The following is a 20,877-nucleotide window of genomic DNA, read 5'->3' as shown; positions in this document are numbered from 1 at the left end:
TCAAATCTCCGAAGAAAGTATTCCCGCCTTTTCGCACCATTGCTTGATCGGCGCCAGTGCCGGATGAACAATAACGCGATCAAGATAGGAGCGGATGCGCGGCAGGTGTTTCAGATAAGAGGGCTTGCCGTCACGTTCGTCGAGTCGGACGAAAATTCCAAGTATCTTCGCGTTGCGCTGTGCTGCCATGATGGCAAAGGCTTTACCGAACAATACTTCGTTGAAACCGGGAGCAGCTGAGCGCCTTTCGTCGATATAGGCGCCAAGCAGCTGGTCTTGCATGTCCGGGGCAATCGTGACACGGGCATCGAAGATCAATGATGCAACGTCATAGGCTGACGGTCCAATCATGGCGTCCTGAAAGTCGATAAGTCCGACACGATTGATGCCAGTTTCGTTTTCGCGCCACAGGATATTGGGTGAGTGAACATCGCGCAGGAGAAGGCTTTTCTCAGAATTACTTAGTTGGCTGAAGACCTCGTCCCATGCGGCGACAAATTCTGCTTTTTGGTCGGATTCGAGCGCTGCTCCACTTATCCGCGGCACATACCAATCCGCCAGAAGTTCAACCTCGATCATCATAGCATCGCGATCGAATTCGTGGATGTGATGCGGGATGCCTGCGCCTAAATTGATATCCTTGGGCCAGGTATGCTGATGCAGAACCGCCAGCAAACGAACCGCTGCCTCATAACGCTCGAGGATTGGTGCGCCTTCAGCATCCAGCACCCCTTCGCTGCCGAGATTTTCAAGGATGAGAAAGCCGTCGTTTAAATCCTGCGCGTAAATCTTTGGAACCGTGAAGCCGCGGGACGCAAGCAGCCTGTCAAGCGCGACGAACGCCTTCACTGATTGGGAAAGGTGGGCGATTTGCATATAGGTCTTGCCATCGCGAAGGACTGGACCACCGGGATTGTAAGGCGAATTCATGAGGATAAACTGACGCCCCTCCCCCGTTGCGATGGTTTCGTAACCACGGGCTGAAGCGTCGCCAAGCAGATAGCGCCGCTCAGCGGTGGCGAGCCCTTCTCTGGCGAGAAACTCGCGAATCGCCAGGGAGCGTTGCAGCCGCGCCAATGCAGTCGGTTCGCCCTCGACCAATGCCTTCCGGCCTTCGCCGTCATTCACCAGCGTTACCTTCAAGCTTGATGCTGAGAGCATGCCCTCCGCCCGTTCCGGCCACTCCACTATAACGGCGCCATCCTCCAGGGCTTCGTCAAGACCGAGCTCATCCACCTCATCGGCAGAAGTCAGGCGAAAAAGATCGACATGACTTATTGGCAGGCGCAACTCCGGATAGGACTGCACGATGGTGAAGGTCGGGCTCGGCACCTCATAGCCAGGATCATTGGCAATCGCACGTATCACTCCACGCGCCAGCGTCGACTTGCCGGCACCGAGATCTCCGGACAATGTCACGAGATCACCCTTGCGCAACGCCAGTGCCAGATCCTGGCCAAGCCTTGTCGTATCCTCGGGTGTTGCAAGTTGAATGATGATTGATGTCATGGAGAGTTTATTCGGCAGCGATGCTGAATGTGCGCGCCTCCACCGGGAACCGGCAGGTAACCAGCGTGCCCTTTCCGGCACCGCTATCGATGTCGACCGTACCACCATGCAATTCGACAAAGCCTTTGACTATGGAGAGTCCGAGGCCGGCTCCACGCTTGCGGCCGCCGTTGGGATAGGGCTGGAAGCGCTTGAAGATGCTGTCGAGAACATAATCCGGCATGCCTGGGCCATTGTCCTTGACGCTGAATATCATTTCAGCCTCGTCGCGCCAGCATGCGAGCGTTACCGTGCTGCCTTCAGGCGCGTAGTTGGCAGCGTTGCTGAGGAGATTGGATAGAACCTGCTTGACCCGGCTGGCATCGGCACGAAACGAACCCGTTCCTGGTGCAATGCGGATGTCGAGCAGGATATTATGCTCCCTGAATCGTTCCGCTACCTTCTCGGATGCTGTGGCGATAGCATCGGTGACCGACACATCGCTGATATCGAGTTCCATGATGCCGGCGTCCACGGTAGCGAGATCGAGAATGTCGTTGACAATCGTCAGCAGCACCGAAGAGGACGTGCCAATGTGGTCGAGATAATCGCGTTGACGGTCATTGAGCGGCCCCGTCATCGGCGTCTGTAGAAGCTCGGTAAAGCCGATGATATTGGTTAAAGGCGATCGGAGCTCATAGGAAACATGCTGGACGAAATCGTTCTTCAGCTCATCCGTCCGCTCAAGCGCCTCGTTCTTTTCCTTTAGCGCCCGCTCCACTTGCACCGAGTCCGTCACATCGACGAAGGTCAGCATGGTCTGGCCGTTAGGCAGCGGCGCCGTCGCATAGTAAAGAATTTTGCCGGAACTGAGTTCGAGATGTCCCGAGAGGGACAGCCGCTCATCGTCAAAACCAGTCACGGTGGTGACAAAAGTTTCCCAATGCGCAGCATCCGAGACCGGTTCACACAGCCGGCGAATGGCCGAAATATGCATACCTTCCGAAATTTGCTCGCGCTTCAGCGACCAGAGGGAAGCGAAAGCAGGATTCGATAGACGAATCTTTCCGTCCGAGCCAAAAACGGCGACGCCTTCCGCCAAATGGTCCAGGGTCTGACCCTGCACCTTGATCAAGGTGTTGTAACGGCTTTGCAGCTCCAGCTTTTCAGTCAGATTTTCGAAGACCCAGGTCACCCCGCCCTTTGGCTGCGGATTGACGATCACACGCAGCGTGCGCCCATCGGTCAGATACCAGATATGCTCCTGCGACTCGACCGAATGATAGGCCGACAAGACTGTTTCCTTCCATCGGCGCCAATCTTGCTGTTCCGGGAGGATTCCATCACTACGGAAGCGATCAAGCAGCATCGCATTGTCGGGACTACTCTCGAGGAACGCCGTGTCCAGTCCCCAAAGCTTGGCAAATGCCTGGTTATGGAACTGCAGCTTGCGATTAGCGTCAAACATCGCGACGGCAGTGTTCAGCTGGTCGAGTGTATCCGAATGATTAAGAACCGTTCGCTTGAACTCTTCACGGATCAGTTCGACTTCGCTGACGTCGGTCGCGAGGCCCGCCGAGCCTGCACTACTGGCAACATCGGTGACGCGGAAAACATGACGATCGCCACCAACCACTGTCGAAAGCCGATCCTGGAAGCGCCTGTTTGCCGCCTTGTCGCGTTCGATCCTTTCTCGCGCCTGTGCGCCGAACAATTCGCGACCGTCCCGAACCGCAATTTGCGGATCGCGAACATCAACAGCCCTGGCATAGGCCATGTTCACCCAGTTGAGACGGCCATCGCCATCACGGCTCCAGGACGGCATATCGATTGATTCCAGCAAGCCGCGCAGGGTGGTGACAGCCTCATTTAGCTGATAGTTTTCAGACTTGAGAAGCGCCTGTGCGACCCGGGTCTCACCGAGGTTGATGAAACGCACTATTGCATAACCGCCGGAGGTACGGCCCTGAACTTCCAGCGGTGCGCCTTTCGAGGTTTCAACTGCAATGTCGAATGGCCGAGCTTTTTCGCGCAGAGCCGAGATGGAACGATCAAGCAGAGTAACGGAATCGACACGCAGCCATCGTCCGAAGGCCAAAAACAGCGCACGGCCTTCTGGCACGCCAATCTCTGGAGGAAGAGTGCCGATGAGATTGGGCGTACTCGAAGCGCCTTCCCACACGATCACACGCTGATCCTTGAGATTAAGCAGGGCTTCGTTTCGCTGGACCGTTACATTGAGGTCCGCAACCTTGTCCCGCAGCTGACGATTTTCTTGGGCAATACGACTGCGCTCGCGAATAAGCCAGCCCGCAGAAAGCAGCGCTGCACCCATGGCGCCGAGGAAAATAGCGAACTGAACGACTTCGAACGTGCCGACCTCTACGCCAAAAGGTGTCGTGATTTTCCCTAGCGCGTCCTGTGCACGAGCCCACGGGGAAGACATCAACAGGACCGGCAAGGCTAAGCTTGTGCCTTTAGCCAGGATCCTCCGCAGTCTGTTCAGCACCGGTCCGTGTGCTGCATTTTTACTGCGAACATCACTTGTCCCAATTTTCATATCAACCGTCGCTGCCCCATCCTGACGAATGCCGGCTATTCCCTTCCGCTTGCTTTTTAAACAAGCGGCCCACCTGGAACACCGTCATCCCGAATCACTACAATAAACCTTGAGCGAATCGACGGGAAGAACTAGGCGTAAAAAAGAAAACCGGAGGATTTGTCAATCCTCCGGCCACTATATATTGTGGGTATATACTCTCAGATCAATATCTGTAGTGGTCGGACTTGAAAGGTCCTTTCGGCGTCACACCAATATAGGCAGCCTGTTCTTCCGAAAGCACCGACAATTTTGCGCCAAGCTTGTCCAGATGCAACCGGGCGACCTTTTCATCAAGGTGCTTTGGCAGGACATAGACTTCATTCTTGTACTGTTCGCCGCGGCTATAAAGCTCGATCTGAGCCAGAACCTGATTGGTGAACGAGGCGGACATGACGAAGCTCGGATGACCTGTAGCATTGCCGAGGTTGAGAAGACGGCCTTCCGAGAGAAGCAGCAGCCGCTTGCCATCCGGGAACGAGATCATGTCGACCTGCGGCTTGATGTTGTTCCACTTGAGATTGCGCAGGGCAACGACCTGAATCTCGTTATCGAAGTGACCAATATTGCCGACGATAACCATATCCTTCATCGCGCGCATGTGCTCGATAGTGATGACGTCCTTGTTGCCGGTCGTCGTGATGACGATGTCGGCGGTCGGCGCCGCATCTTCGAGCGTCACAACTTCGAAACCATCCATCGCGGCCTGCAACGCACAGATTGGATCGACCTCAGTTACCTTCACGCGGGCGCCGGCGCCAAGCAGGGACTGTGCAGAACCTTTGCCCACATCGCCATAGCCGCAGACGACAGCGACTTTGCCGGCCATCATGACGTCCGTGGCGCGGCGGATACCGTCAACCAGCGATTCCTTGCAGCCATACTTGTTGTCGAATTTCGACTTGGTCACGCTGTCATTGACGTTGATCGCAGGGAAAGGCAACAAGCCCTTCTTCTGCAGCTGATACAGACGATTAACCCCGGTTGTCGTTTCTTCAGTGACGCCCTTGATGGCATCGCGCTGCCTCGTGAAGAAGCCAGGGGTTTCCTTCATGCGCTTTTTGATTTGTGCGAAGAGGATTTCCTCTTCTTCGCTCTCCGGCTTCGACAAAACATCTTCGCCAGCTTCGGCACGTGCACCGATGAGAATGTACATCGTGGCATCGCCGCCATCGTCGAGGATCATGTTGGAAGGCTGACCATCCGGCCACTGGAAAATCTTGTCCGTATAGGTCCAGTATTCTTCGAGCGACTCGCCCTTGACCGCGAATACCGGCGTTCCGGTTGCAGCAATCGCTGCGGCTGCGTGATCCTGTGTGGAGAAGATATTGCACGAGGCCCAGCGAACTTTGGCACCAAGCGCCTGTAATGTCTCGATCAAGACCGCTGTCTGGATCGTCATGTGAAGCGACCCCGTGATGCGCGCGCCCTTGAGCGGTTGTGTCTTGCCGAACTCTTCCCGGCTGGCCATCAGGCCCGGCATTTCGGTTTCGGCGATATCCATTTCCTTGCGGCCCCATGCGGCCAGCTCAAGGTCCTTGACGATGTAATCCTGTGTATCGGCCATCTCGTGTCAGCTCCGTCTTCGTTTTCATTTGGCCGCGCACTATCTGATCGGGCGACCGGAGATGACGTTGACTAGCAGATTAGGCCTCGCCGCACAATGGGATATAAAGAAATCCTTATGCGTGCATATGATTCGACAGCAGGAGTTGTATTAATCAGGCTTCTTCGCCGAACTTATCGGCAATGAGTGCGCCCAAAGCCTTCATCAGTTCACGCGCCTGTACACCGGAGGCGCTGACCTTGATGCAGCAGCCTGGAGACGCGGCAAGCATCATCAAACCCATGATCGAAGTGCCGCCAACGGTCATACCATCCTTTTCCACGCGGACGTGCACGTCGTAGGCATCGACGAGCTGGACGAACTTGGCAGATGCACGTGCATGGAGACCACGCCGGTTGACGATCTCGAATTCCTCGACAAGTGCGTTATCCGGGTCAAACGTACCGGTTGTTTCGGCAGTCAGGCGCATCTATTTCCTCTTTTGAGCATAAGCCCTATTTGGCTGTCAGCACCTGACTGGCCACATTGATATACTTCCGTCCGGCATCCTGACCTTCGCGTAATGCAGCTGCCATGTCGTTGGTGACGCGAACACTGGACAGCTTGATAAGCATTGGCAAATTAACCCCGGCGATGACTTCGATCCGTCCCGACTCCATCACCGAGATGGCCAGATTAGACGGAGTACCACCAAACATATCTGTCAGGATAATAACGCCCGAACCGTTGTCGGCACGGGCAACTGCATCGACGATGTCACGCCGCCGCTGCTCCATATCGTCATCCGCACCGATCGAGACGGTTTCCAAATATTCCTGCTGGCCGACCACATGCTCCACGGCATGATGAAATTCTTCAGCCAGTCTTCCGTGCGTCACAAGCACGAGTCCGATCATTCTGAAACTGCTCCTGTCGCGCCGGCCCCTTGGGTTTGGGCTTTTTACTGCGCATTGAATGCCCCGTTTGGCAGGTGTCGCATTTTGGCAGGACGAATCGTGAAGGCAAGCGGAAAAATGGCCTAAGCAAGACAGTCAGTCATTTTATCGCAGTGCAACATGGCAACCATTTGAATCGCTTAGCCTATTTCTTCCAAAACGGCTGGAAGAGCCTCGCCTCCACAGCCCGGCAGGCAGCTTCCACCTCCCTTTCAGGTAGAATTAGATGCGGGATCGCGACGCCTTCGAGGACTATCCTGACGTCACTCGCAAATCGAACGGCTTGTCCGGGCTTGGTCAGTTCGACGGCAAGATGGATCACCCCGCAAGTCTCGAAATCAACCATATGCAAGCCCGAGCCGCGGATCTCCATGCCACCCTGCAATGAGGCAGGGGCAGCGCAGACCAAGCGGCCGGATATGGCTTGCAAAAAACACTGATCATCGCAAATCAGGGCGGCAAACGCGCCTCTGCCAGCCGCTCGCCGCACCAGTTCACTGGCAATCGATGATTTACCTGATCCAGAAGGGCCCGCAATCAGAATGCCGCGATCGCCGACGAGGACCGCGGTCGCGTGCACATGCCCGTGTGGCTCGACAATCATCAGACCTCAACTGGAATAATGGCGATGAATTTCGCACCTAGATAATTGTCGGGGTCTTTGGGGTCGATAATGTTCTCGGCATTCAATGTGCCGCCGTGAGCCTCGATTATCTGACGGCTGATAGACAGTCCGAGGCCCGAGTTCTGACCGAAGGCCTCTCCGGATGGCCGATCCGTATAAAACCGTTCGAAGATCCGGTCGATCTGTTCTACGCGGATACCCGGCCCGTTGTCTTCGACGATAATTCGGATGCGGTCGCCCATATGCTCCAGCGTCACCGTGATAACGCCATCCTCGACGGGAACGAACGACCGCGCATTTTCGATCAGATTGGAGACGACCTGACCGAGCCGTAGGTCGTGGCCGGCGACAAAGAAGCCCTTCCTGTTGTTCGGCAGCTTGCCCACGACCAATTCGATGCGGGTATCCTTCTTGTTTCGCCGGACCTCGCGCGCGGCGGTGACGAGGTTGCCCAACAGATATTTGAGATCGACGTGCTCTGAATCTTCACGCGCGAGTTCAGCGTCCAGTCGCGATGCGTCAGAGATGTCGGTGATCAGGCGATCAAGCCGGCGCACGTCATGCTGGATTACGTCCATAAGCCGCTTCTTCGACTCTTCGTTCTTAGCAAGCGGCAGCGTCTCCACGGCGCTTCGCAATGAAGTCAGAGGGTTTTTAAGTTCGTGGCTCACATCGGCGGCAAAACTCTCAATCGACTCGATGCGGGCGTAGAGCGCGTTGGTCATGTCGCGGATGGATGTCGAAAGATGGCCGATCTCGTCTTGCCGCTCGGAAAAATCTGGGATCTCCTCGCGATTCTTTACCCCGTGCCGGACGCGATCGGCAGCAGCAGCGAGACGACGAAGCGGGTTGGCAATCGTCGATGCGAGAAAGAGCGATAGAATAGCCATGACCAGCGCGGCAACCGTAAAGACCCGGATGATCGCGTAGCGCTCACCTTGAACAATCTTGTCGATGTCACCGCCTTCGGTCGAAAGAAGCAGAACGCCGAGCACCGCACGAAACCGCTGGATCGGCACCGCGACCGAGACGATCTGCTCGCCCTTTTCTGTCATCCGGACGACGGTTGCGGGAGAACCGGTCAACGCCTTCATGATTTCGGGATAAGAGGATCCATTGCCGCCAGGCTGTTCCTGGTAAACCGGTAGGTCACTGCGGCGCAAAAGCCGTGTCATGCGGTTGGTCAGGCGTTCGAAAAAGCTCGGCTCCTCGCCATCGATCGGCGGAAGCTCGTACCGTAGAACCTGGCCGCGTGAATAAAGATGGCGCGAATCCAGCAGCAGATTGGAATCGCGGTCATAGATGCGAGCACGGGTACGCGTCGGTGAAATGAGCCTGCGCAGAACCGGCGCCACGCGCTCCGGATTGATGGGGAAATCGAGATTGTCCAAGACGTCGGGCGACGGCGTGATACTTTGACCGGCCTGCAGTTCCAGCAGCTTCTCCGGGTCGATGGCAATGGAATTCGTATCGACCGTCGCCGATGACGCTATGGCACCCGCGATGATCTCGCCCTGCGTCATCAGGCTCTCAACGCGAGCATCGATCAATCCGTCGCGGAACTGATTGAGGTACATGATGCCGGACAGAAGCACGGCAAGACCGGCTAGGTTGAGGAAAAGAATGCGCCTGGTCAGGCTTGAGAACAGATAGTTGCCAAAGACGCGGTTCAGCGGACGAAAAAAACGGCGCAAAGCCAGCGAACGCTTGCGGCGCATAACTGCGCTTTTGCGCGTGATATTGCCGCCTTGCAGTTCGGCTACCATCTTTGCCTCAGACATCGTGATTCGGTTGGCTCATCGCATTCATGCAGCGGCGAGACAACCTTGTTTTACAGCGGATCACGTAGCTTTGAAAGCGCAGTGCGTTCCGCCGGAAACCGCATCAGGTTTCGCGGAAGCGATAGCCAACGCCGTACAGGGTCTCGATCATGTCGAAATCATCGTCGACGACCTTGAACTTCTTGCGCAGGCGCTTGATGTGACTGTCGATGGTGCGATCGTCCACATAAACCTGCTCGTCGTAGGCTGCATCCATCAGCGCATCACGGCTTTTGACAACACCCGGGCGCTGGGCCAGCGAGTGCAAGATCAGAAATTCGGTCACAGTCAACGTAACCGGTTCACCCATCCACGTGCAGGTGTGACGCTCCTGGTCCATGACAAGCTGGCCGCGCTCAAGCGATTTTGTCTGGGGGCTGCCGGGCTTTGCCGCGCTTTCCCTCGCCGCGACACGGCGCAGAACCGCCTTTACCCTCTCGACAAGGAGGCGCTGCGAAAAAGGCTTGGTGATGAAGTCATCAGCACCCATCTTCAGCCCAAACAGTTCGTCAATCTCATCGTCTTTGGAGGTCAGGAAGATGACCGGCAAGTCGGACTTCTGGCGCAGGCGACGCAGAAGTTCCATACCATCCATGCGCGGCATCTTGATGTCGAAAATGGCGAGATTCGGCGGGCGGGCCATCAAGCCATCGAGTGCGGAGGCACCGTCGGTGTAGGTTTCGACACGATAGCCCTCCGATTCAAGCGCGATCGATACGGATGTCAGAATATTGCGATCGTCATCGACGAGCGCAATAGTCTGCATTGCGGGTACTTCCCTCATGCCCTGCCTTTCATGTCACCAAAACAACTGTGCTTGTGCCGGACAAATTAGGTACAAAATGTGGCACAGATCGCGAGTCCTGTCATCCCTTGCCGATTCACGCGCTTTTACGCTTACGGAAGGATGATCAAAATTTCTTCTATCTAAAACGATTTAAAGAAATTTAAATTCTTTAAATCGATTAAACGTTTGATACTATTCATTATTTCTGCTTTTGACAATCGGTAGCCGCATTCATGCTGGAAGATGCAGGAAGCGGCACGAGTTAACTTGACCCCTCAACGCATTCTTAACAATGGCGGACAGATGACTAGAGAGACCGGTATTCATAACGCGACGATCGCGCTCGGCACCTCAGGCTTGAAGGATGTTTCGGCGGTCTATTATAATCTGGGAGCCGCGGAACTCTACGAGGAGACGTTGCGCAGAGGCGAAGCGGAGCTGACGGCGCAAGGTGCGCTGGTTGCTCGTACCGGCCAACATACTGGGCGCTCGCCAAAGGACAAATTCGTCGTCCGCGACGCGTCAACCGACGCTCATGTCTGGTGGGACAATAATGCGCCGATGTCACCTGAGGCATTTGAGCTGCTCTATGCAGATTTTATTGAGCAGGCAAGGGGCAAGGAACTGTTTGTCCAGGATCTCATCGGCGGTGCCGACGAAGAGTACAAATTAAACACGCGCGTCATCACTGAATTTGCCTGGCATTCACTGTTCATCCGCAATTTGCTGATCCGCCCGGATCGTGCCGCTCTGCCTGATTTCGTTCCGCAGATGACGATCATCGATCTTCCGTCCTTCCGCGCCGATCCCGCAAAACATGGCACCCGCTCGGAGACGGTAATCGCCGTCGATCTCAATCGCATGATCGTGCTGATCGGAGGCTCGGCCTATGCCGGTGAGATGAAAAAATCCGTCTTCACGGCGCTCAACTATATTCTCCCTGCCAAAGGCGTCATGCCGATGCATTGTTCGGCCAATGAGGGCCCGGACGGCGATACTGCCGTCTTTTTCGGTCTATCGGGGACGGGCAAGACCACACTCTCCGCTGATCCTACCCGTACACTGATCGGCGATGACGAACATGGCTGGGGCGAGCACGGTGTTTTCAATTTCGAGGGGGGTTGCTACGCCAAGACCATTCGTCTTTCCGCCGAGGCGGAACCGGAAATCTACGCGACGACCCAGCGTTTCGGCACTGTGCTAGAGAATGTTGTTCTCGACGGAAACCGGGAGCCGGACTTCAACGATGGTTCGCTGACGGAAAATACGCGCTGTGCGTATCCGCTCGACTTCATCCCGAATGCATCGAAGACCGGCAAGGCAAGCCATCCGAAGAACATTATCATGTTGACCGCAGATGCCTTCGGCGTCATGCCGCCCATCGCCAAACTGACACCGGCGCAGGCAATGTATCACTTTCTCTCCGGCTACACCGCCAAAGTCGCCGGTACGGAACGCGGCGTGACCGAACCCGAGGCAACGTTCTCGACGTGTTTCGGTTCGCCCTTCATGCCGCGTCATCCGTCGGAATATGGCAATCTCTTGCGTCAGCTGATCGCCGATCACAACGTCGATTGCTGGCTGGTAAACACAGGGTGGACCGGTGGTGCTCATGGCATCGGCAAGCGCATGCCCATCAAGGTAACGCGGGCGCTGCTTGCGGCGGCGCTCGACGGTTCGCTGAAGAACGCGCAGTTCCGGACAGACCCGAATTTTGGTTTCGCCGTCCCTGTTGCCGTGCCGGGGGTCGATGATGCGATCCTCGATCCCCGCTCGACCTGGGCGGATAAGCCTGGCTATGATACCCAGGCAACAAAGCTGGTTGATATGTTTATTCGCAACTTTGGCAAGTTCGAAGGCCACGTAGACGGTGACGTCAGGGCGGCCGCTCCGCATACGCCGGTCGCCGCGGAATAATCGCCTTACTTTTTCAAACCAAATCAAATCCCTGCTGGTGTCCAGTGGGGATTTGTTGCGTTTTGCGGCAGAGTGAGATGCTTTCCGCGAATCAAAGATTAGGTTACCTATCCTTGTATGGAAGAGAGCCGCACCCGGATCAGAATAAGCAATAGAATCTGGATCGACGAGGACGATCTGGAGGAAAGCTTCATCCGCTCTGCCGGCCCTGGCGGACAAAATGTCAATAAAGTCTCGACGGCTGTCCAACTGCGATTCTTGGCGGCGCGTGCCGGTTTACCAGAGGATGTTTTTGCGCGCCTCATCAAACTTGCGGGTCAAAGGGCCACCAAAGACGGCGATGTGCTGATCGAGGCCAACCGTTTTCGCACGCAGGAGCGCAACAGACAGGATGCTCGCGAGCGCATGATCGTACTGATTTCGAAGGCCGCAGAACCACCGCCGCCACCGCGCAAGAAAACGAGACCAACCAAGGGATCGATAGAGCGCCGTCTCAAGGAAAAATCGGGGCGCGCCGATGTCAAAAAGATGCGTGGCAAGGTGAAGGGAGATTAGTTAAAAGAAACGAATATTAGCTGCAGGTATTAATCTTGGCTTTTCAACTGCTTCACGCAGTGCCACAACGCTATTTCGGTTTGATCAATCAACAGGAGCCAGACATGGGACTATTTGATTTCGTTAAATCCGTAGGCAAGAAAATCGGTATCGGCGACGACGAGCCAACTGCCGATGCGCTGAAGAAGGAACTCGATTCCCATAAGCTTGGTACCGAAAATGTCCAGGTTGTGGTTGAAGGGGACAAAGCAGTTCTGAAAGGCAATGTCACCAATCAGGAAGTACTCGAAAAGGCTATCATCGCCGTTGGAAATTCACTCGGCATCTCCAAAGTCGAGACCGAAGGGCTGAAAGTCGATGAAGTCACCACCGGGTCGGTCGCCAAGGACCCGGTGTTCTATACGGTAAAGAAGGGCGACAACCTGTGGAAGATCGCCGAGTCGCAGTATGGCAAGGGCAAGGGCGCGAAGAATACCATCATCTTCGAGGCCAACAAGCCTATGCTTACTCACCCCGACAAGATTTATCCAGGCCAGGTGCTGAGGATTCCTGAACTCGGCTGATCTGCATTTGCCAAACGGCCCGGCCCTCTAGCGGCCGGGCCTTTGAATTTGCATAGTTGGATAGATGATGCTTTTGCTGGCCCCCGGCATCCGCTACTTCCCTGAACATTTTGACCCGGCCGAACAGGCTGCGCTCGTCGAGGATATCCGGGCTGTCGTCACGGAAGCGCCGCTTTACGTTCCTGCCATGCCCAAAACCGGCAAGGAAATGAGTGTGCGCATGACAAATTGTGGTGTGCTCGGGTGGGTTACGGACAAGGAAGGCGGTTATCGTTATCAACTCGTCCACCCTGTGACGCAAAGGCCGTGGCCACCCATCCCGCAGCGATTGCTCGAACTTTGGCAGGAAATCGGCGACTTTCCGCTTCCGCCGGAGGCCTGCCTCGTCAATTTCTATTCCAACACGGCGAAAATGGGCTTGCATCAGGATCGCGATGAGCAAAATCTGCAAGCGCCGGTTGTTTCGGTCTCGCTCGGCGATGCGTGCCTGTTCCGCTTTGGCGGCACGAACCGCAGCGACAAGACGCAATCCGTCCGACTGTCGAGCGGTGATGTGATCGTACTTGGCGGGGAAGGCCGCATGGCGTTCCACGGCGTCGACCGCATCTATCCCGGTACTTCAATGCTATTGAAAAGTACGGGCCGCATAAATCTGACGCTGAGAAGGGTCACAGCTTCCTGAGCGCAACTTCCTCGACCAGATGATTATCACCTTTGCGTAGAATGAGGTCGGCGCGCGGCCGCGTAGGCAGAATATTCTCCCGCAGATTCTTCAGATTGATGTTTGCCCAAAGGCTTTCGCCGATGGCCAGCGCGGAATCATCCGAAATCGTCGAATAGCGATGGAAGAATGAGCTCGGATCCTTGAACGCCGTCTCCCGCAAGCGCATGAAGCGGCTGATGTACCATTTGTGTATCTGCTCTTCATCGGCGTCGATATAGATCGAAAAGTCGAAGAAGTCCGACACGAATGGAACCATTTTGCCATCTTCGGGCAGATCGCGGACCTGAAGCACATTGATCCCTTCGAAAATCAGGATGTCGGGGGCATCGACGGTCTGATAGCGACCCGGCAGCACATCATAGGTCAGGTGCGAATAGAGCGGCGCGTTGACGTTGCGCTGGCCGGCCTTGATCTGCGACAGGAACCGCAGCACCATGCCAACATCGTAGCTTTCCGGAAAACCTTTGCGCTCCATCAAACCTTTGGCTCTAAGCACCTCATTGGGGTAAAGAAAACCGTCTGTGGTAACCAGATCGACCTTGGGGCTCGATGGCCAACGGGCGAGCAATTCTTTGAGCACTCGCGCCGTGGTAGATTTGCCGACGGCCACCGAGCCAGCAATGCCGATAATGAACGGTGTCTTGAAGGCGTCTCCGGTATTGAGGAATTGGCGGCGCTGATAGAATAACAGCTGGCTCGCCTCAACATGCGCCGACAACAGCCGCGACAGGGAGAGATAAATTCTGCTCACCTCGTCGAGCTCAATCGGATCGCCGAGAGAGCGCAACCGCTTGACCTCATCATAGGTTAGCGTCAATGGCGTATCAGCGCGAAACTCAGCCCATTTCTCGGCACTGTAAAACCGGTAAGGTGAAAACTCGCTTGGTGCCAACTGATCCACGACATCCTCTCCCGTCTGCCGTTCAAGGGCCGGAACTTTAAACATGATCAGTCATGTCCCCGCGCGGCTTTTTCTTCGAGTCCGGTCTGCGCCGTTCTCCGCTCCAACTCTTCCAGAACTTCTCCAAGTTTCACGCCGGATATCCCGAGAACGACCAGGAGATGATAGAGCAAATCCGCACTTTCCGAAATAACACCCTGCCTGTCGCTGGAGACAGCGGCAATAACGGTTTCAATCGCTTCCTCTCCCAGCTTCTGGCCGGCCTTGCCAATACCCTTGGTATAAAGGCTAGCCGTATAGGATTTGCCATCTGCTGACGTCGCGCGTTCCGCCACGATGCGTTCGAGATCAGAAAGGGTAAATGCAGTCATGAATGTTCCAATCCAATCACCGGGACGGGTCGAGGCGCATGGGAATGCCCGCCGCCGCCATATGAGTTTTCGCTTCAGCGATCGTATAAGTCCCGAAGTGAAAAATGGATGCCGCAAGGACAGCGGAAGCGTGCCCTTCGAGAATGCCTTCAACCATATGATCGAGATTGCCGACCCCGCCAGAAGCAATAACCGGCACGCGTACCGCATCGGCGATGGTGCGCGTGACCGGTATGTCATAGCCGATTTTCGAACCATCGCGATCCATGGAGGTGAGGAGAATTTCCCCAGCTCCGAGATCCACGACCTTGCGCGCAAATTCCACCGCATCGATCCCGGTAGCGCGGCGTCCGCCGTGGGTGAAGATTTCCCAGCGGTCGCTTTCACCCTGTGTGGAAACCTTCTTGGCGTCGATTGCAACCACAATGCACTGGTTGCCGAATTTGTCTGCAGCTTCCGCGATGAACTCGGGATTGTTCACAGCGGCAGTATTGATGGAGACCTTATCGGCCCCCGCCAGAAGGAGTTTGCGGATATCGGCGACGGTGCGCACCCCTCCGCCGACTGTCAACGGCATGAAGCATTGTTCGGCGGTGCGGGCCACCACTTCGAAGATGGTCTCGCGGTTGTCGGAAGAAGCGGTGATGTCGAGAAAGCAGAGTTCGTCCGCCCCGGCAGCGTCGTAGGCTTTCGCCGCCTCGACCGGGTCGCCGGCATCGATAAGATCGACGAAGTTTACGCCCTTGACCACACGTCCATCTTTGACGTCGAGGCAAGGAATGACGCGGGCTTTGAGGGTCATGCTGCACGCTCCCTTGCATCGCGAAGGACCTGTAATGCTTCTGCAGGATCGATACGCCCGTCATAAAGCGCGCGGCCGGAAATCGCGCCTTCGAGCTTTTGTGCGTCGGGCATGGTCATGCGAACGACATCGGCCATGGACGCAAGGCCGCCGGAAGCGATGACCGGGATCGAGACAGCTTCGGCAAGTTGCAGTGTCGATTCCCAGTTGATCCCGGCGAGAATGCCGTCGCGGTCGATATCCGTGTAGATGATCGCTGCGACACCGGCGCCCTCGAACTTCTTAGCCAACTCAATCACACCCAATGTCGACGCCTCGGCCCAGCCTTCGACGGCAACCTTTCCGCCTTTGGCGTCGATGCCGACGGCAACTTTGCCTGGAAAGCGCTTGCAGGCCTCAACGACCAATGCCGGATCGCGCACCGCGACCGTTCCGAGAATGACGCGAGACAGACCCTTCGCCAGCCAGGCTTCGATATGCGCAAGCGTTCGAATACCGCCACCGAGTTGCACGGGGTTTTTCGTTGCCTGCAAAATTGCGTCAACCGCGTCGCCATTGACCGATGCTCCGGCAAAAGCGCCGTTCAAATCGACGACGTGCAGCCACTCGAAGCCCTGACTTTCAAAAGCCTTGGCCTGAGCGGCCGGGTCGGCGTTGTAGACCGTCGCCTGATCCATGTCGCCAAGCTTCAGTCGCACACACTGGCCGTCTTTCAGATCGATTGCCGGAAAAAGAATCACGGATTCCACCTTAAAAAATTGGCGATGAGGGCGAGGCCTAGCGCCTGACTCTTTTCCGGATGAAACTGTGTCCCCGCCATGTTGTCATTGGCTACGGCAGCGGTAACCGACCCGCCGTAGTCGGTGACGGCGACGACATCATTTTCCATCTCGGCATCGAGAAAATAGGAGTGGACGAAATAGGCGTGCAGGCCCTGCGGCCCCGTCTCAATTCCATCGAATAATGGATGCGGCCGGACAAGCCGGATCGTGTTCCAGCCGATCTGCGGAATTTTCAACGCCGGATCGGATGGCACCATCTCGCGAACATCGCCCTTGATCCAGTCAAAACCGGTCGAAATGGTCTTTTCCAGCCCGCGCGAAGACATCAGCTGCATGCCCACGCAAATCCCGAGAAACGGCCGCGCTTTTTGCACGGCTACTTCATGAATGGCCTCGACCATGCCGTCGACAGCATGGAGCCCACGGCGGCAATCGGCATAGGCGCCAACGCCTGGAAGGACGATGCGATCGGCCGTACGGACCCGGTCAGCATCGGCTGTCAGATCGATGCTCGCATCGACGCCACTTTCCCGCGCGGCGCGCTCGAATGCCTTTGTTGCCGAGCGGAGATTGCCCGACCCATAATCGATGATGGCGACGCGCATGCTCAGTTTTCTCCGCGGTGGCTGACGAGACCGACCATGCCGCCGAGCACCGGCTTGTGACTGATTTGCAGCGAAGGTATCGGGGCGGCGCTGACAGACACTTCAGGTGATGAAACGAAGTTTTCGCCAAGGAACCAGGCCGTTTCAGCATCGTCTGCGTTGCGCGCATCGACAACACCGAGCACGCGAAAGCCGCGACGTTCAAGAGCCGCAATGCGCCAATTATTGCCTTCAAAGCCGACGAGCAGTGAAAGCAGCACTGTAATAAATCCGGCCATGTCCCCGTGGCCGGTATAGGTGCCCACTCCAGAAATCACGACCATCGATCCGAAAATGACTGCCGCTTCAAACCATAGCCGCTGGATCAAAAGCCAGGGAACAGTCAGGATAAAGGCAAACAAGACGAAGCCGTCCCTGACGAAGACGGTTTTGTCGTCGTCGCGCTGGCCGTCCAGCTCAGGTGCCAACACAATGAAACTGGCCATGTCTCAGCCTTTCAGAGTACCCTTGGTGGATGGAATGGCATCCCTCTGCCGGGGATCGGCTTCTATGGCGTGCCGTAGCGTGCGCGCGACCGCCTTGAAGCAGGTCTCGGCGATATGGTGATTGTTGGCGCCGTATAGGTTTGATACGTGCAATGTTATTCCGGCATTCTGCGCCAGCGCCTGGAAGAACTCGCGGACGAGTTCCGTATCGAAGGTGCCAATTTTTGCCGCGGAAAACTCCACTTGCCATACGAGAAATGGGCGGCCCGAAATATCGAGGGCAGCCCGCGTCAGCGTTTCATCCATGGCGAGATCCAGCGAGGCGTAGCGGGTGATGCCCCGGCGATCACCCAGCGCCTTGGCAACGGCCTGGCCGATGGCGATGCCGGTATCTTCAACGGTGTGGTGATCATCAATATGCAGGTCGCCCTTCGCCTTGACGTCCATGTCGATCAGCGAGTGACGGGAGAGCTGCTCCAGCATATGGTCAAAGAAGCCGACGCCGGTAGAAATATCGAACGCCCCGGTACCATCCAGATTGACCGATACGGCAATGCTGGTTTCCTTGGTGCTTCGCTCGATCTTCGCGGTGCGTGTGTTGACGCTTGTCATTACTGTTTCCCGCCACAGGGTTGTAAAAAAGGCATTCCAAATGAGGCCTTCTAAAACACGAATGGCGAATCTCCAAATGCTTTGATGGCGCAGACCAGGGTCGTCATCCACGCAGCATTTGCAATTCTGCGTGCGCGTCATACATAAGTGGAACAGAAGGGGTTCGATCTGCTGCCATTTGGGGCATAATCGAATTCGCTTGAAGGAGAATCGAATGCAAGAACACAATCCCTCAACCATGTATGGAACCACGATTGTCACTGTCCGCAAGGGTGGCAAAGTAGTTATTGCCGGCGACGGACAAGTTAGTCTTGGCAACACGGTCATGAAAGGCAATGCGCGCAAAGTACGCCGTATCGGCAAAGGCAATGTCATTGCCGGATTTGCAGGGGCCACCGCCGATGCATTCACCTTGCTTGAGCGGCTGGAAAGCAAACTCGAACAATATCCCGACCAGTTGATGCGCGCCTGCGTCGAACTCGCCAAGGACTGGCGCACCGATCGCTATCTGCGCCGGCTGGAAGCCATGATGCTTGTCGCCGACAAGTCGGTCACGCTTGCCCTGACCGGCACTGGCGACGTGCTTGAACCCGAACACGGTGTCATGGCCATCGGCTCCGGCGGCAATTATGCATTGGCGGCCGCACGCGCCCTTGCCGATACGGATTTGAGCGCCGAAGAGATCGCCCGCCGCGCCATGCAGATCGCTGCGGACATTTGCATCTATACGAATACGAGCGTCACACTCGAGACTCTTGATGCCGAATGAGCCCATCTATCGCTACCGCTTCATCCCGGTGGAGCCCCGCCATTTGAACATGATTTCGGAGTGGCTGGCGGAGCCGCATGTGGCGAAATGGTGGAATGAAGATGCCGAGGTAGAGAGGGCGTCAATCGCGGAACACATGGACAGCGTCTCCGTGGAGCCGTTCATTATCATGCTCGGCGATGAAGCGATTGGCTATCTGCAGACCTACGATCCACACCTGGAGGACGATCACCCTTATCAGGATCAGCCGACCGGGACACTCGGACTCGACCAGTTTATCGGCGAACCCGATCTGATCGGTCAAGGCCACGGTCCGCGTCTGCTTGATGAGTTCGTGTCGCTGCTCTTCGAAGAAGGCGTGCCTCGCGTTATCGTCGATCCTGATCCAGCGAACAGCCAGGCGATCAGGGCATACGAAAAAGCAGGTTTCGTCGCTTTCGATACCCGGACATCCATTTACGGTCCCGCCCTCATGATGGCACGGGACAACCCTGACCTTGTGTCTGAACAATCGCCCGACGACGGGCAGGAAACGAGATTACAATGACAACATTTTCCCCTCGCGAGATCGTCTCCGAACTCGACCGCTACATCATTGGCCAGAACGACGCCAAACGTGCCGTCGCTATCGCGCTGCGTAACCGCTGGCGGCGTCAGCAGCTGGAAGGCCAGATGCGCGAAGAGGTAATGCCGAAGAATATTCTGATGATCGGACCTACCGGTGTCGGCAAGACGGAAATATCCCGTCGCCTCGCCAAGCTTGCCGGTGCACCCTTCATCAAAGTGGAAGCAACCAAATTTACCGAAGTCGGCTATGTCGGCCGCGATGTCGAACAAATCATTCGCGATCTCGTCGAAGTCGCCATCGGTCTCGTGCGCGAAAGGAAGCGCGAGGAGGTGAAGGCCAAAGCGCATGTAAACGCGGAAGAACGCGTTCTCGATGCATTGGTCGGCAAGACCGCAAGCCCGGCAACACGCGACAGCTTTCGCAAGAAGCTGCGTGACGGTCTGATCGACGATAAGGAGATCGAGGTCGAGGTTGCGGACACCGGTTCAGGCATGCCGAATTTCGAACTGCCGGGCATGCCCGGCGCAAACATCGGCGTGCTCAATCTCAGCGACATGCTGGGCAAGGCCATGGGCGGCCGCACCAAGACGGTGAAGACGACGGTCAAGGAATCCTACGGTGTCCTGATCAATGACGAATCCGACAAGCTCCTCGATCAGGACCAGATCACCCAGGAAGCCCTGCGCTCTGCCGAGGATGACGGCATCGTATTCCTCGACGAGATCGATAAGATTGCCGCTCGTGATGGGGGCATGGGCGCCGGTGTTTCACGCGAAGGCGTGCAGCGGGACCTGCTGCCATTGGTGGAAGGGACCACCGTCGCCACCAAGTACGGTCCGATCAAAACAGACCATATCCTGTTTATCGCATCCGGTGCGTTCCATGTTTCGAAGCCCTCTGACCTTCTGCCGGAACTGCAGGGCCGTCTGCCCATACGGGTGGAGCTTAGCGCTCTGACCCGCGATGACATGCGCCGCATTCTGACCGAGCCGGAAGCCAGTCTGCTGAAGCAATATATCGCATTGATGGCGACTGAAGAGGTCACGCTCAACATAACCGACGACGCCATCGATGCCTTGGCCGATATCGCAGTCGATCTGAACTCGACCGTCGAGAACATAGGTGCACGCCGTCTGCAAACGGTCATGGAGCGCGTACTCGATGACATTTCGTTCAACGCACCTGACAAATCGGGCGCCGAACACACGATAGATGCCAAATATGTACGGGAGACTGTCGGAGACCTTGCCAAGAATGCGGATCTTTCCCGGTTCATACTGTAGCGCTTATCTGGGGCCTTGTGTTTGAATAATCTCCCCTATCCTTTGGTGCCCCCTCGTGCTGCGCGGGGGCATCTTTGTTTCAGAACGGTGTTTTAGTCAGGTTTTTCTGGCTTTCGAGG

General features: G+C 56.2%; 22 protein-coding genes. 7 read left to right on the top strand and 15 right to left on the bottom strand.

What is annotated here, in order from left to right:
- From tsaE to J2X72_RS02845, 8 genes are all read right to left on the bottom strand, one after another.
- On the bottom strand, positions 1-1,509 hold the full coding sequence (tsaE, locus tag J2X72_RS02880) for a tRNA (adenosine(37)-N6)-threonylcarbamoyltransferase complex ATPase subunit type 1 TsaE (protein WP_310068238.1): 1,509 nt from the start codon (positions 1,507-1,509) through the stop codon (positions 1-3).
- 7 nt (positions 1,510-1,516) lie between these two features.
- Positions 1,517-3,934, bottom strand: coding sequence for an ATP-binding protein (locus J2X72_RS02875; RefSeq protein WP_310068235.1), 2,418 nt, complete (start codon positions 3,932-3,934; stop codon positions 1,517-1,519).
- Between the two features lie 319 nt (positions 3,935-4,253).
- Positions 4,254-5,654 carry an adenosylhomocysteinase gene (gene ahcY / locus J2X72_RS02870; protein ID WP_209998821.1) on the bottom strand — a complete coding sequence of 467 codons (1,401 nt, stop codon included), beginning with the start codon at positions 5,652-5,654 and terminating at the stop codon, positions 4,254-4,256.
- A 154-nt stretch (positions 5,655-5,808) separates the two neighbouring features.
- Positions 5,809-6,123: an HPr family phosphocarrier protein gene (locus J2X72_RS02865; RefSeq protein WP_310068231.1), complete on the bottom strand. Its 315-nt coding sequence runs from the start codon at positions 6,121-6,123 to the stop codon at positions 5,809-5,811.
- A 25-nt stretch (positions 6,124-6,148) separates the two neighbouring features.
- Positions 6,149-6,550, bottom strand: coding sequence for a PTS sugar transporter subunit IIA (locus J2X72_RS02860; RefSeq protein WP_112524863.1), 402 nt, complete (start codon positions 6,548-6,550; stop codon positions 6,149-6,151).
- Between the two features lie 184 nt (positions 6,551-6,734).
- Positions 6,735-7,193 (bottom strand): AAA family ATPase, encoded by a 459-nt coding sequence (locus J2X72_RS02855; RefSeq protein WP_310068223.1) that lies wholly within the window; start codon positions 7,191-7,193, stop codon positions 6,735-6,737.
- Positions 7,193-8,980 (bottom strand): sensor histidine kinase, encoded by a 1,788-nt coding sequence (locus tag J2X72_RS02850; protein WP_209999931.1) that lies wholly within the window; start codon positions 8,978-8,980, stop codon positions 7,193-7,195. Before J2X72_RS02850 ends, J2X72_RS02855 begins: the two co-directional genes overlap by 1 nt.
- Before the next feature lie 118 nt (positions 8,981-9,098).
- Positions 9,099-9,818: a response regulator transcription factor gene (locus J2X72_RS02845; RefSeq protein ID WP_162701788.1), complete on the bottom strand. Its 720-nt coding sequence runs from the start codon at positions 9,816-9,818 to the stop codon at positions 9,099-9,101.
- A gap of 306 nt (positions 9,819-10,124) precedes the next feature.
- On the opposite strand from J2X72_RS02845, the gene J2X72_RS02840 reads away from it, so the two are divergent.
- From J2X72_RS02840 to J2X72_RS02825, 4 genes are all read left to right on the top strand, one after another.
- Entirely contained in the window at positions 10,125-11,738 is a 1,614-nt protein-coding gene (locus J2X72_RS02840; RefSeq protein ID WP_310068220.1) for a phosphoenolpyruvate carboxykinase, read from the top strand.
- A gap of 117 nt (positions 11,739-11,855) precedes the next feature.
- Entirely contained in the window at positions 11,856-12,293 is a 438-nt protein-coding gene (gene arfB, locus J2X72_RS02835) for an alternative ribosome rescue aminoacyl-tRNA hydrolase ArfB (protein ID WP_310068217.1), read from the top strand.
- A gap of 104 nt (positions 12,294-12,397) precedes the next feature.
- Positions 12,398-12,856, top strand: a complete 459-nt coding sequence (gene lysM, locus J2X72_RS02830) for a peptidoglycan-binding protein LysM (protein WP_209998825.1) — start codon at positions 12,398-12,400, stop codon at positions 12,854-12,856.
- Positions 12,857-12,923: 67 nt separating this feature from the next.
- Positions 12,924-13,538 carry an alpha-ketoglutarate-dependent dioxygenase AlkB gene (locus tag J2X72_RS02825; RefSeq protein WP_310069269.1) on the top strand — a complete coding sequence of 205 codons (615 nt, stop codon included), beginning with the start codon at positions 12,924-12,926 and terminating at the stop codon, positions 13,536-13,538.
- Here the strand turns inward: J2X72_RS02825 and coaA are convergent.
- From coaA to hisB, 7 genes are read right to left on the bottom strand one after another with little or no spacing between them, the layout of a single operon-like run.
- Positions 13,525-14,526, bottom strand: coding sequence for a type I pantothenate kinase (coaA, locus tag J2X72_RS02820; protein ID WP_310068214.1), 1,002 nt, complete (start codon positions 14,524-14,526; stop codon positions 13,525-13,527). The genes J2X72_RS02825 and coaA overlap by 14 nt on opposite strands.
- 2 nt (positions 14,527-14,528) lie before the next feature.
- Positions 14,529-14,852, bottom strand: a complete 324-nt coding sequence (locus J2X72_RS02815) for a phosphoribosyl-ATP diphosphatase (protein ID WP_310068212.1) — start codon at positions 14,850-14,852, stop codon at positions 14,529-14,531.
- A gap of 16 nt (positions 14,853-14,868) precedes the next feature.
- Positions 14,869-15,654 (bottom strand): imidazole glycerol phosphate synthase subunit HisF, encoded by a 786-nt coding sequence (gene hisF / locus J2X72_RS02810; protein ID WP_310068208.1) that lies wholly within the window; start codon positions 15,652-15,654, stop codon positions 14,869-14,871.
- A complete protein-coding gene (gene hisA / locus J2X72_RS02805) occupies positions 15,651-16,394 on the bottom strand; it encodes a 1-(5-phosphoribosyl)-5-[(5-phosphoribosylamino)methylideneamino]imidazole-4-carboxamide isomerase (protein WP_310068205.1) in 744 nt (247 codons plus the stop codon). Before hisA ends, hisF begins: the two co-directional genes overlap by 4 nt.
- Positions 16,391-17,041, bottom strand: coding sequence for an imidazole glycerol phosphate synthase subunit HisH (gene hisH, locus J2X72_RS02800; protein WP_310068202.1), 651 nt, complete (start codon positions 17,039-17,041; stop codon positions 16,391-16,393). Before hisH ends, hisA begins: the two co-directional genes overlap by 4 nt.
- 2 nt (positions 17,042-17,043) lie before the next feature.
- Complete coding sequence (locus J2X72_RS02795; protein ID WP_310068199.1) at positions 17,044-17,526, bottom strand: DUF2628 domain-containing protein; 483 nt, start codon at positions 17,524-17,526, stop codon at positions 17,044-17,046.
- 3 nt (positions 17,527-17,529) lie between these two features.
- Positions 17,530-18,138 carry an imidazoleglycerol-phosphate dehydratase HisB gene (gene hisB / locus J2X72_RS02790; RefSeq protein WP_310068196.1) on the bottom strand — a complete coding sequence of 203 codons (609 nt, stop codon included), beginning with the start codon at positions 18,136-18,138 and terminating at the stop codon, positions 17,530-17,532.
- 214 nt (positions 18,139-18,352) lie between these two features.
- On the opposite strand from hisB, the gene hslV reads away from it, so the two are divergent.
- The 3 genes from hslV to hslU are packed head-to-tail and all read left to right on the top strand — an operon-like array spanning position 18,353 to position 20,758.
- Positions 18,353-18,907: an ATP-dependent protease subunit HslV gene (gene hslV / locus J2X72_RS02785; protein WP_209998837.1), complete on the top strand. Its 555-nt coding sequence runs from the start codon at positions 18,353-18,355 to the stop codon at positions 18,905-18,907.
- The gene (locus J2X72_RS02780) at positions 18,897-19,454 is read left to right on the top strand and encodes a GNAT family N-acetyltransferase (RefSeq protein ID WP_310068192.1); all 558 of its coding nucleotides are present in this window, start codon (positions 18,897-18,899) and stop codon (positions 19,452-19,454) included. The genes hslV and J2X72_RS02780 overlap by 11 nt, the downstream gene beginning before the upstream one ends.
- Positions 19,451-20,758 (top strand): ATP-dependent protease ATPase subunit HslU, encoded by a 1,308-nt coding sequence (gene hslU, locus J2X72_RS02775; RefSeq protein WP_209998840.1) that lies wholly within the window; start codon positions 19,451-19,453, stop codon positions 20,756-20,758. Before J2X72_RS02780 ends, hslU begins: the two co-directional genes overlap by 4 nt.
- Positions 20,759-20,877 lie beyond the last annotated feature (119 nt).

Source organism: Phyllobacterium sp. 1468 (assembly GCF_031455525.1).
In the GTDB taxonomy this organism is placed as follows: Bacteria; Pseudomonadota; Alphaproteobacteria; order Rhizobiales; family Rhizobiaceae; genus Phyllobacterium.
This window is presented reverse-complemented; position numbering and strand designations above follow the sequence as displayed.

Coding starts and splice junctions, on each gene's coding strand:
- tsaE (WP_310068238.1), bottom strand. CDS start 1,509: ATGACATCAATCATCATTCAACTTGCAACACCCGAGGATACGACAAGG.
- J2X72_RS02875 (WP_310068235.1), bottom strand. CDS start 3,934: ATGTCTTCCCCGTGGGCTCGTGCACAGGACGCGCTAGGGAAAATCACG.
- ahcY (WP_209998821.1), bottom strand. CDS start 5,654: ATGGCCGATACACAGGATTACATCGTCAAGGACCTTGAGCTGGCCGCA.
- J2X72_RS02865 (WP_310068231.1), bottom strand. CDS start 6,123: ATGCGCCTGACTGCCGAAACAACCGGTACGTTTGACCCGGATAACGCA.
- J2X72_RS02860 (WP_112524863.1), bottom strand. CDS start 6,550: ATGATCGGACTCGTGCTTGTGACGCACGGAAGACTGGCTGAAGAATTT.
- J2X72_RS02855 (WP_310068223.1), bottom strand. CDS start 7,193: ATGATTGTCGAGCCACACGGGCATGTGCACGCGACCGCGGTCCTCGTC.
- J2X72_RS02850 (WP_209999931.1), bottom strand. CDS start 8,980: ATGGTAGCCGAACTGCAAGGCGGCAATATCACGCGCAAAAGCGCAGTT.
- J2X72_RS02845 (WP_162701788.1), bottom strand. CDS start 9,818: ATGAGGGAAGTACCCGCAATGCAGACTATTGCGCTCGTCGATGACGAT.
- J2X72_RS02840 (WP_310068220.1), top strand. CDS start 10,125: ATGACTAGAGAGACCGGTATTCATAACGCGACGATCGCGCTCGGCACC.
- arfB (WP_310068217.1), top strand. CDS start 11,856: ATGGAAGAGAGCCGCACCCGGATCAGAATAAGCAATAGAATCTGGATC.
- lysM (WP_209998825.1), top strand. CDS start 12,398: ATGGGACTATTTGATTTCGTTAAATCCGTAGGCAAGAAAATCGGTATC.
- J2X72_RS02825 (WP_310069269.1), top strand. CDS start 12,924: ATGCTTTTGCTGGCCCCCGGCATCCGCTACTTCCCTGAACATTTTGAC.
- coaA (WP_310068214.1), bottom strand. CDS start 14,526: ATGTTTAAAGTTCCGGCCCTTGAACGGCAGACGGGAGAGGATGTCGTG.
- J2X72_RS02815 (WP_310068212.1), bottom strand. CDS start 14,852: ATGACTGCATTTACCCTTTCTGATCTCGAACGCATCGTGGCGGAACGC.
- hisF (WP_310068208.1), bottom strand. CDS start 15,654: ATGACCCTCAAAGCCCGCGTCATTCCTTGCCTCGACGTCAAAGATGGA.
- hisH (WP_310068202.1), bottom strand. CDS start 17,041: ATGCGCGTCGCCATCATCGATTATGGGTCGGGCAATCTCCGCTCGGCA.
- J2X72_RS02795 (WP_310068199.1), bottom strand. CDS start 17,526: ATGGCCAGTTTCATTGTGTTGGCACCTGAGCTGGACGGCCAGCGCGAC.
- hisB (WP_310068196.1), bottom strand. CDS start 18,138: ATGACAAGCGTCAACACACGCACCGCGAAGATCGAGCGAAGCACCAAG.
- hslV (WP_209998837.1), top strand. CDS start 18,353: ATGCAAGAACACAATCCCTCAACCATGTATGGAACCACGATTGTCACT.
- J2X72_RS02780 (WP_310068192.1), top strand. CDS start 18,897: ATGCCGAATGAGCCCATCTATCGCTACCGCTTCATCCCGGTGGAGCCC.
- hslU (WP_209998840.1), top strand. CDS start 19,451: ATGACAACATTTTCCCCTCGCGAGATCGTCTCCGAACTCGACCGCTAC.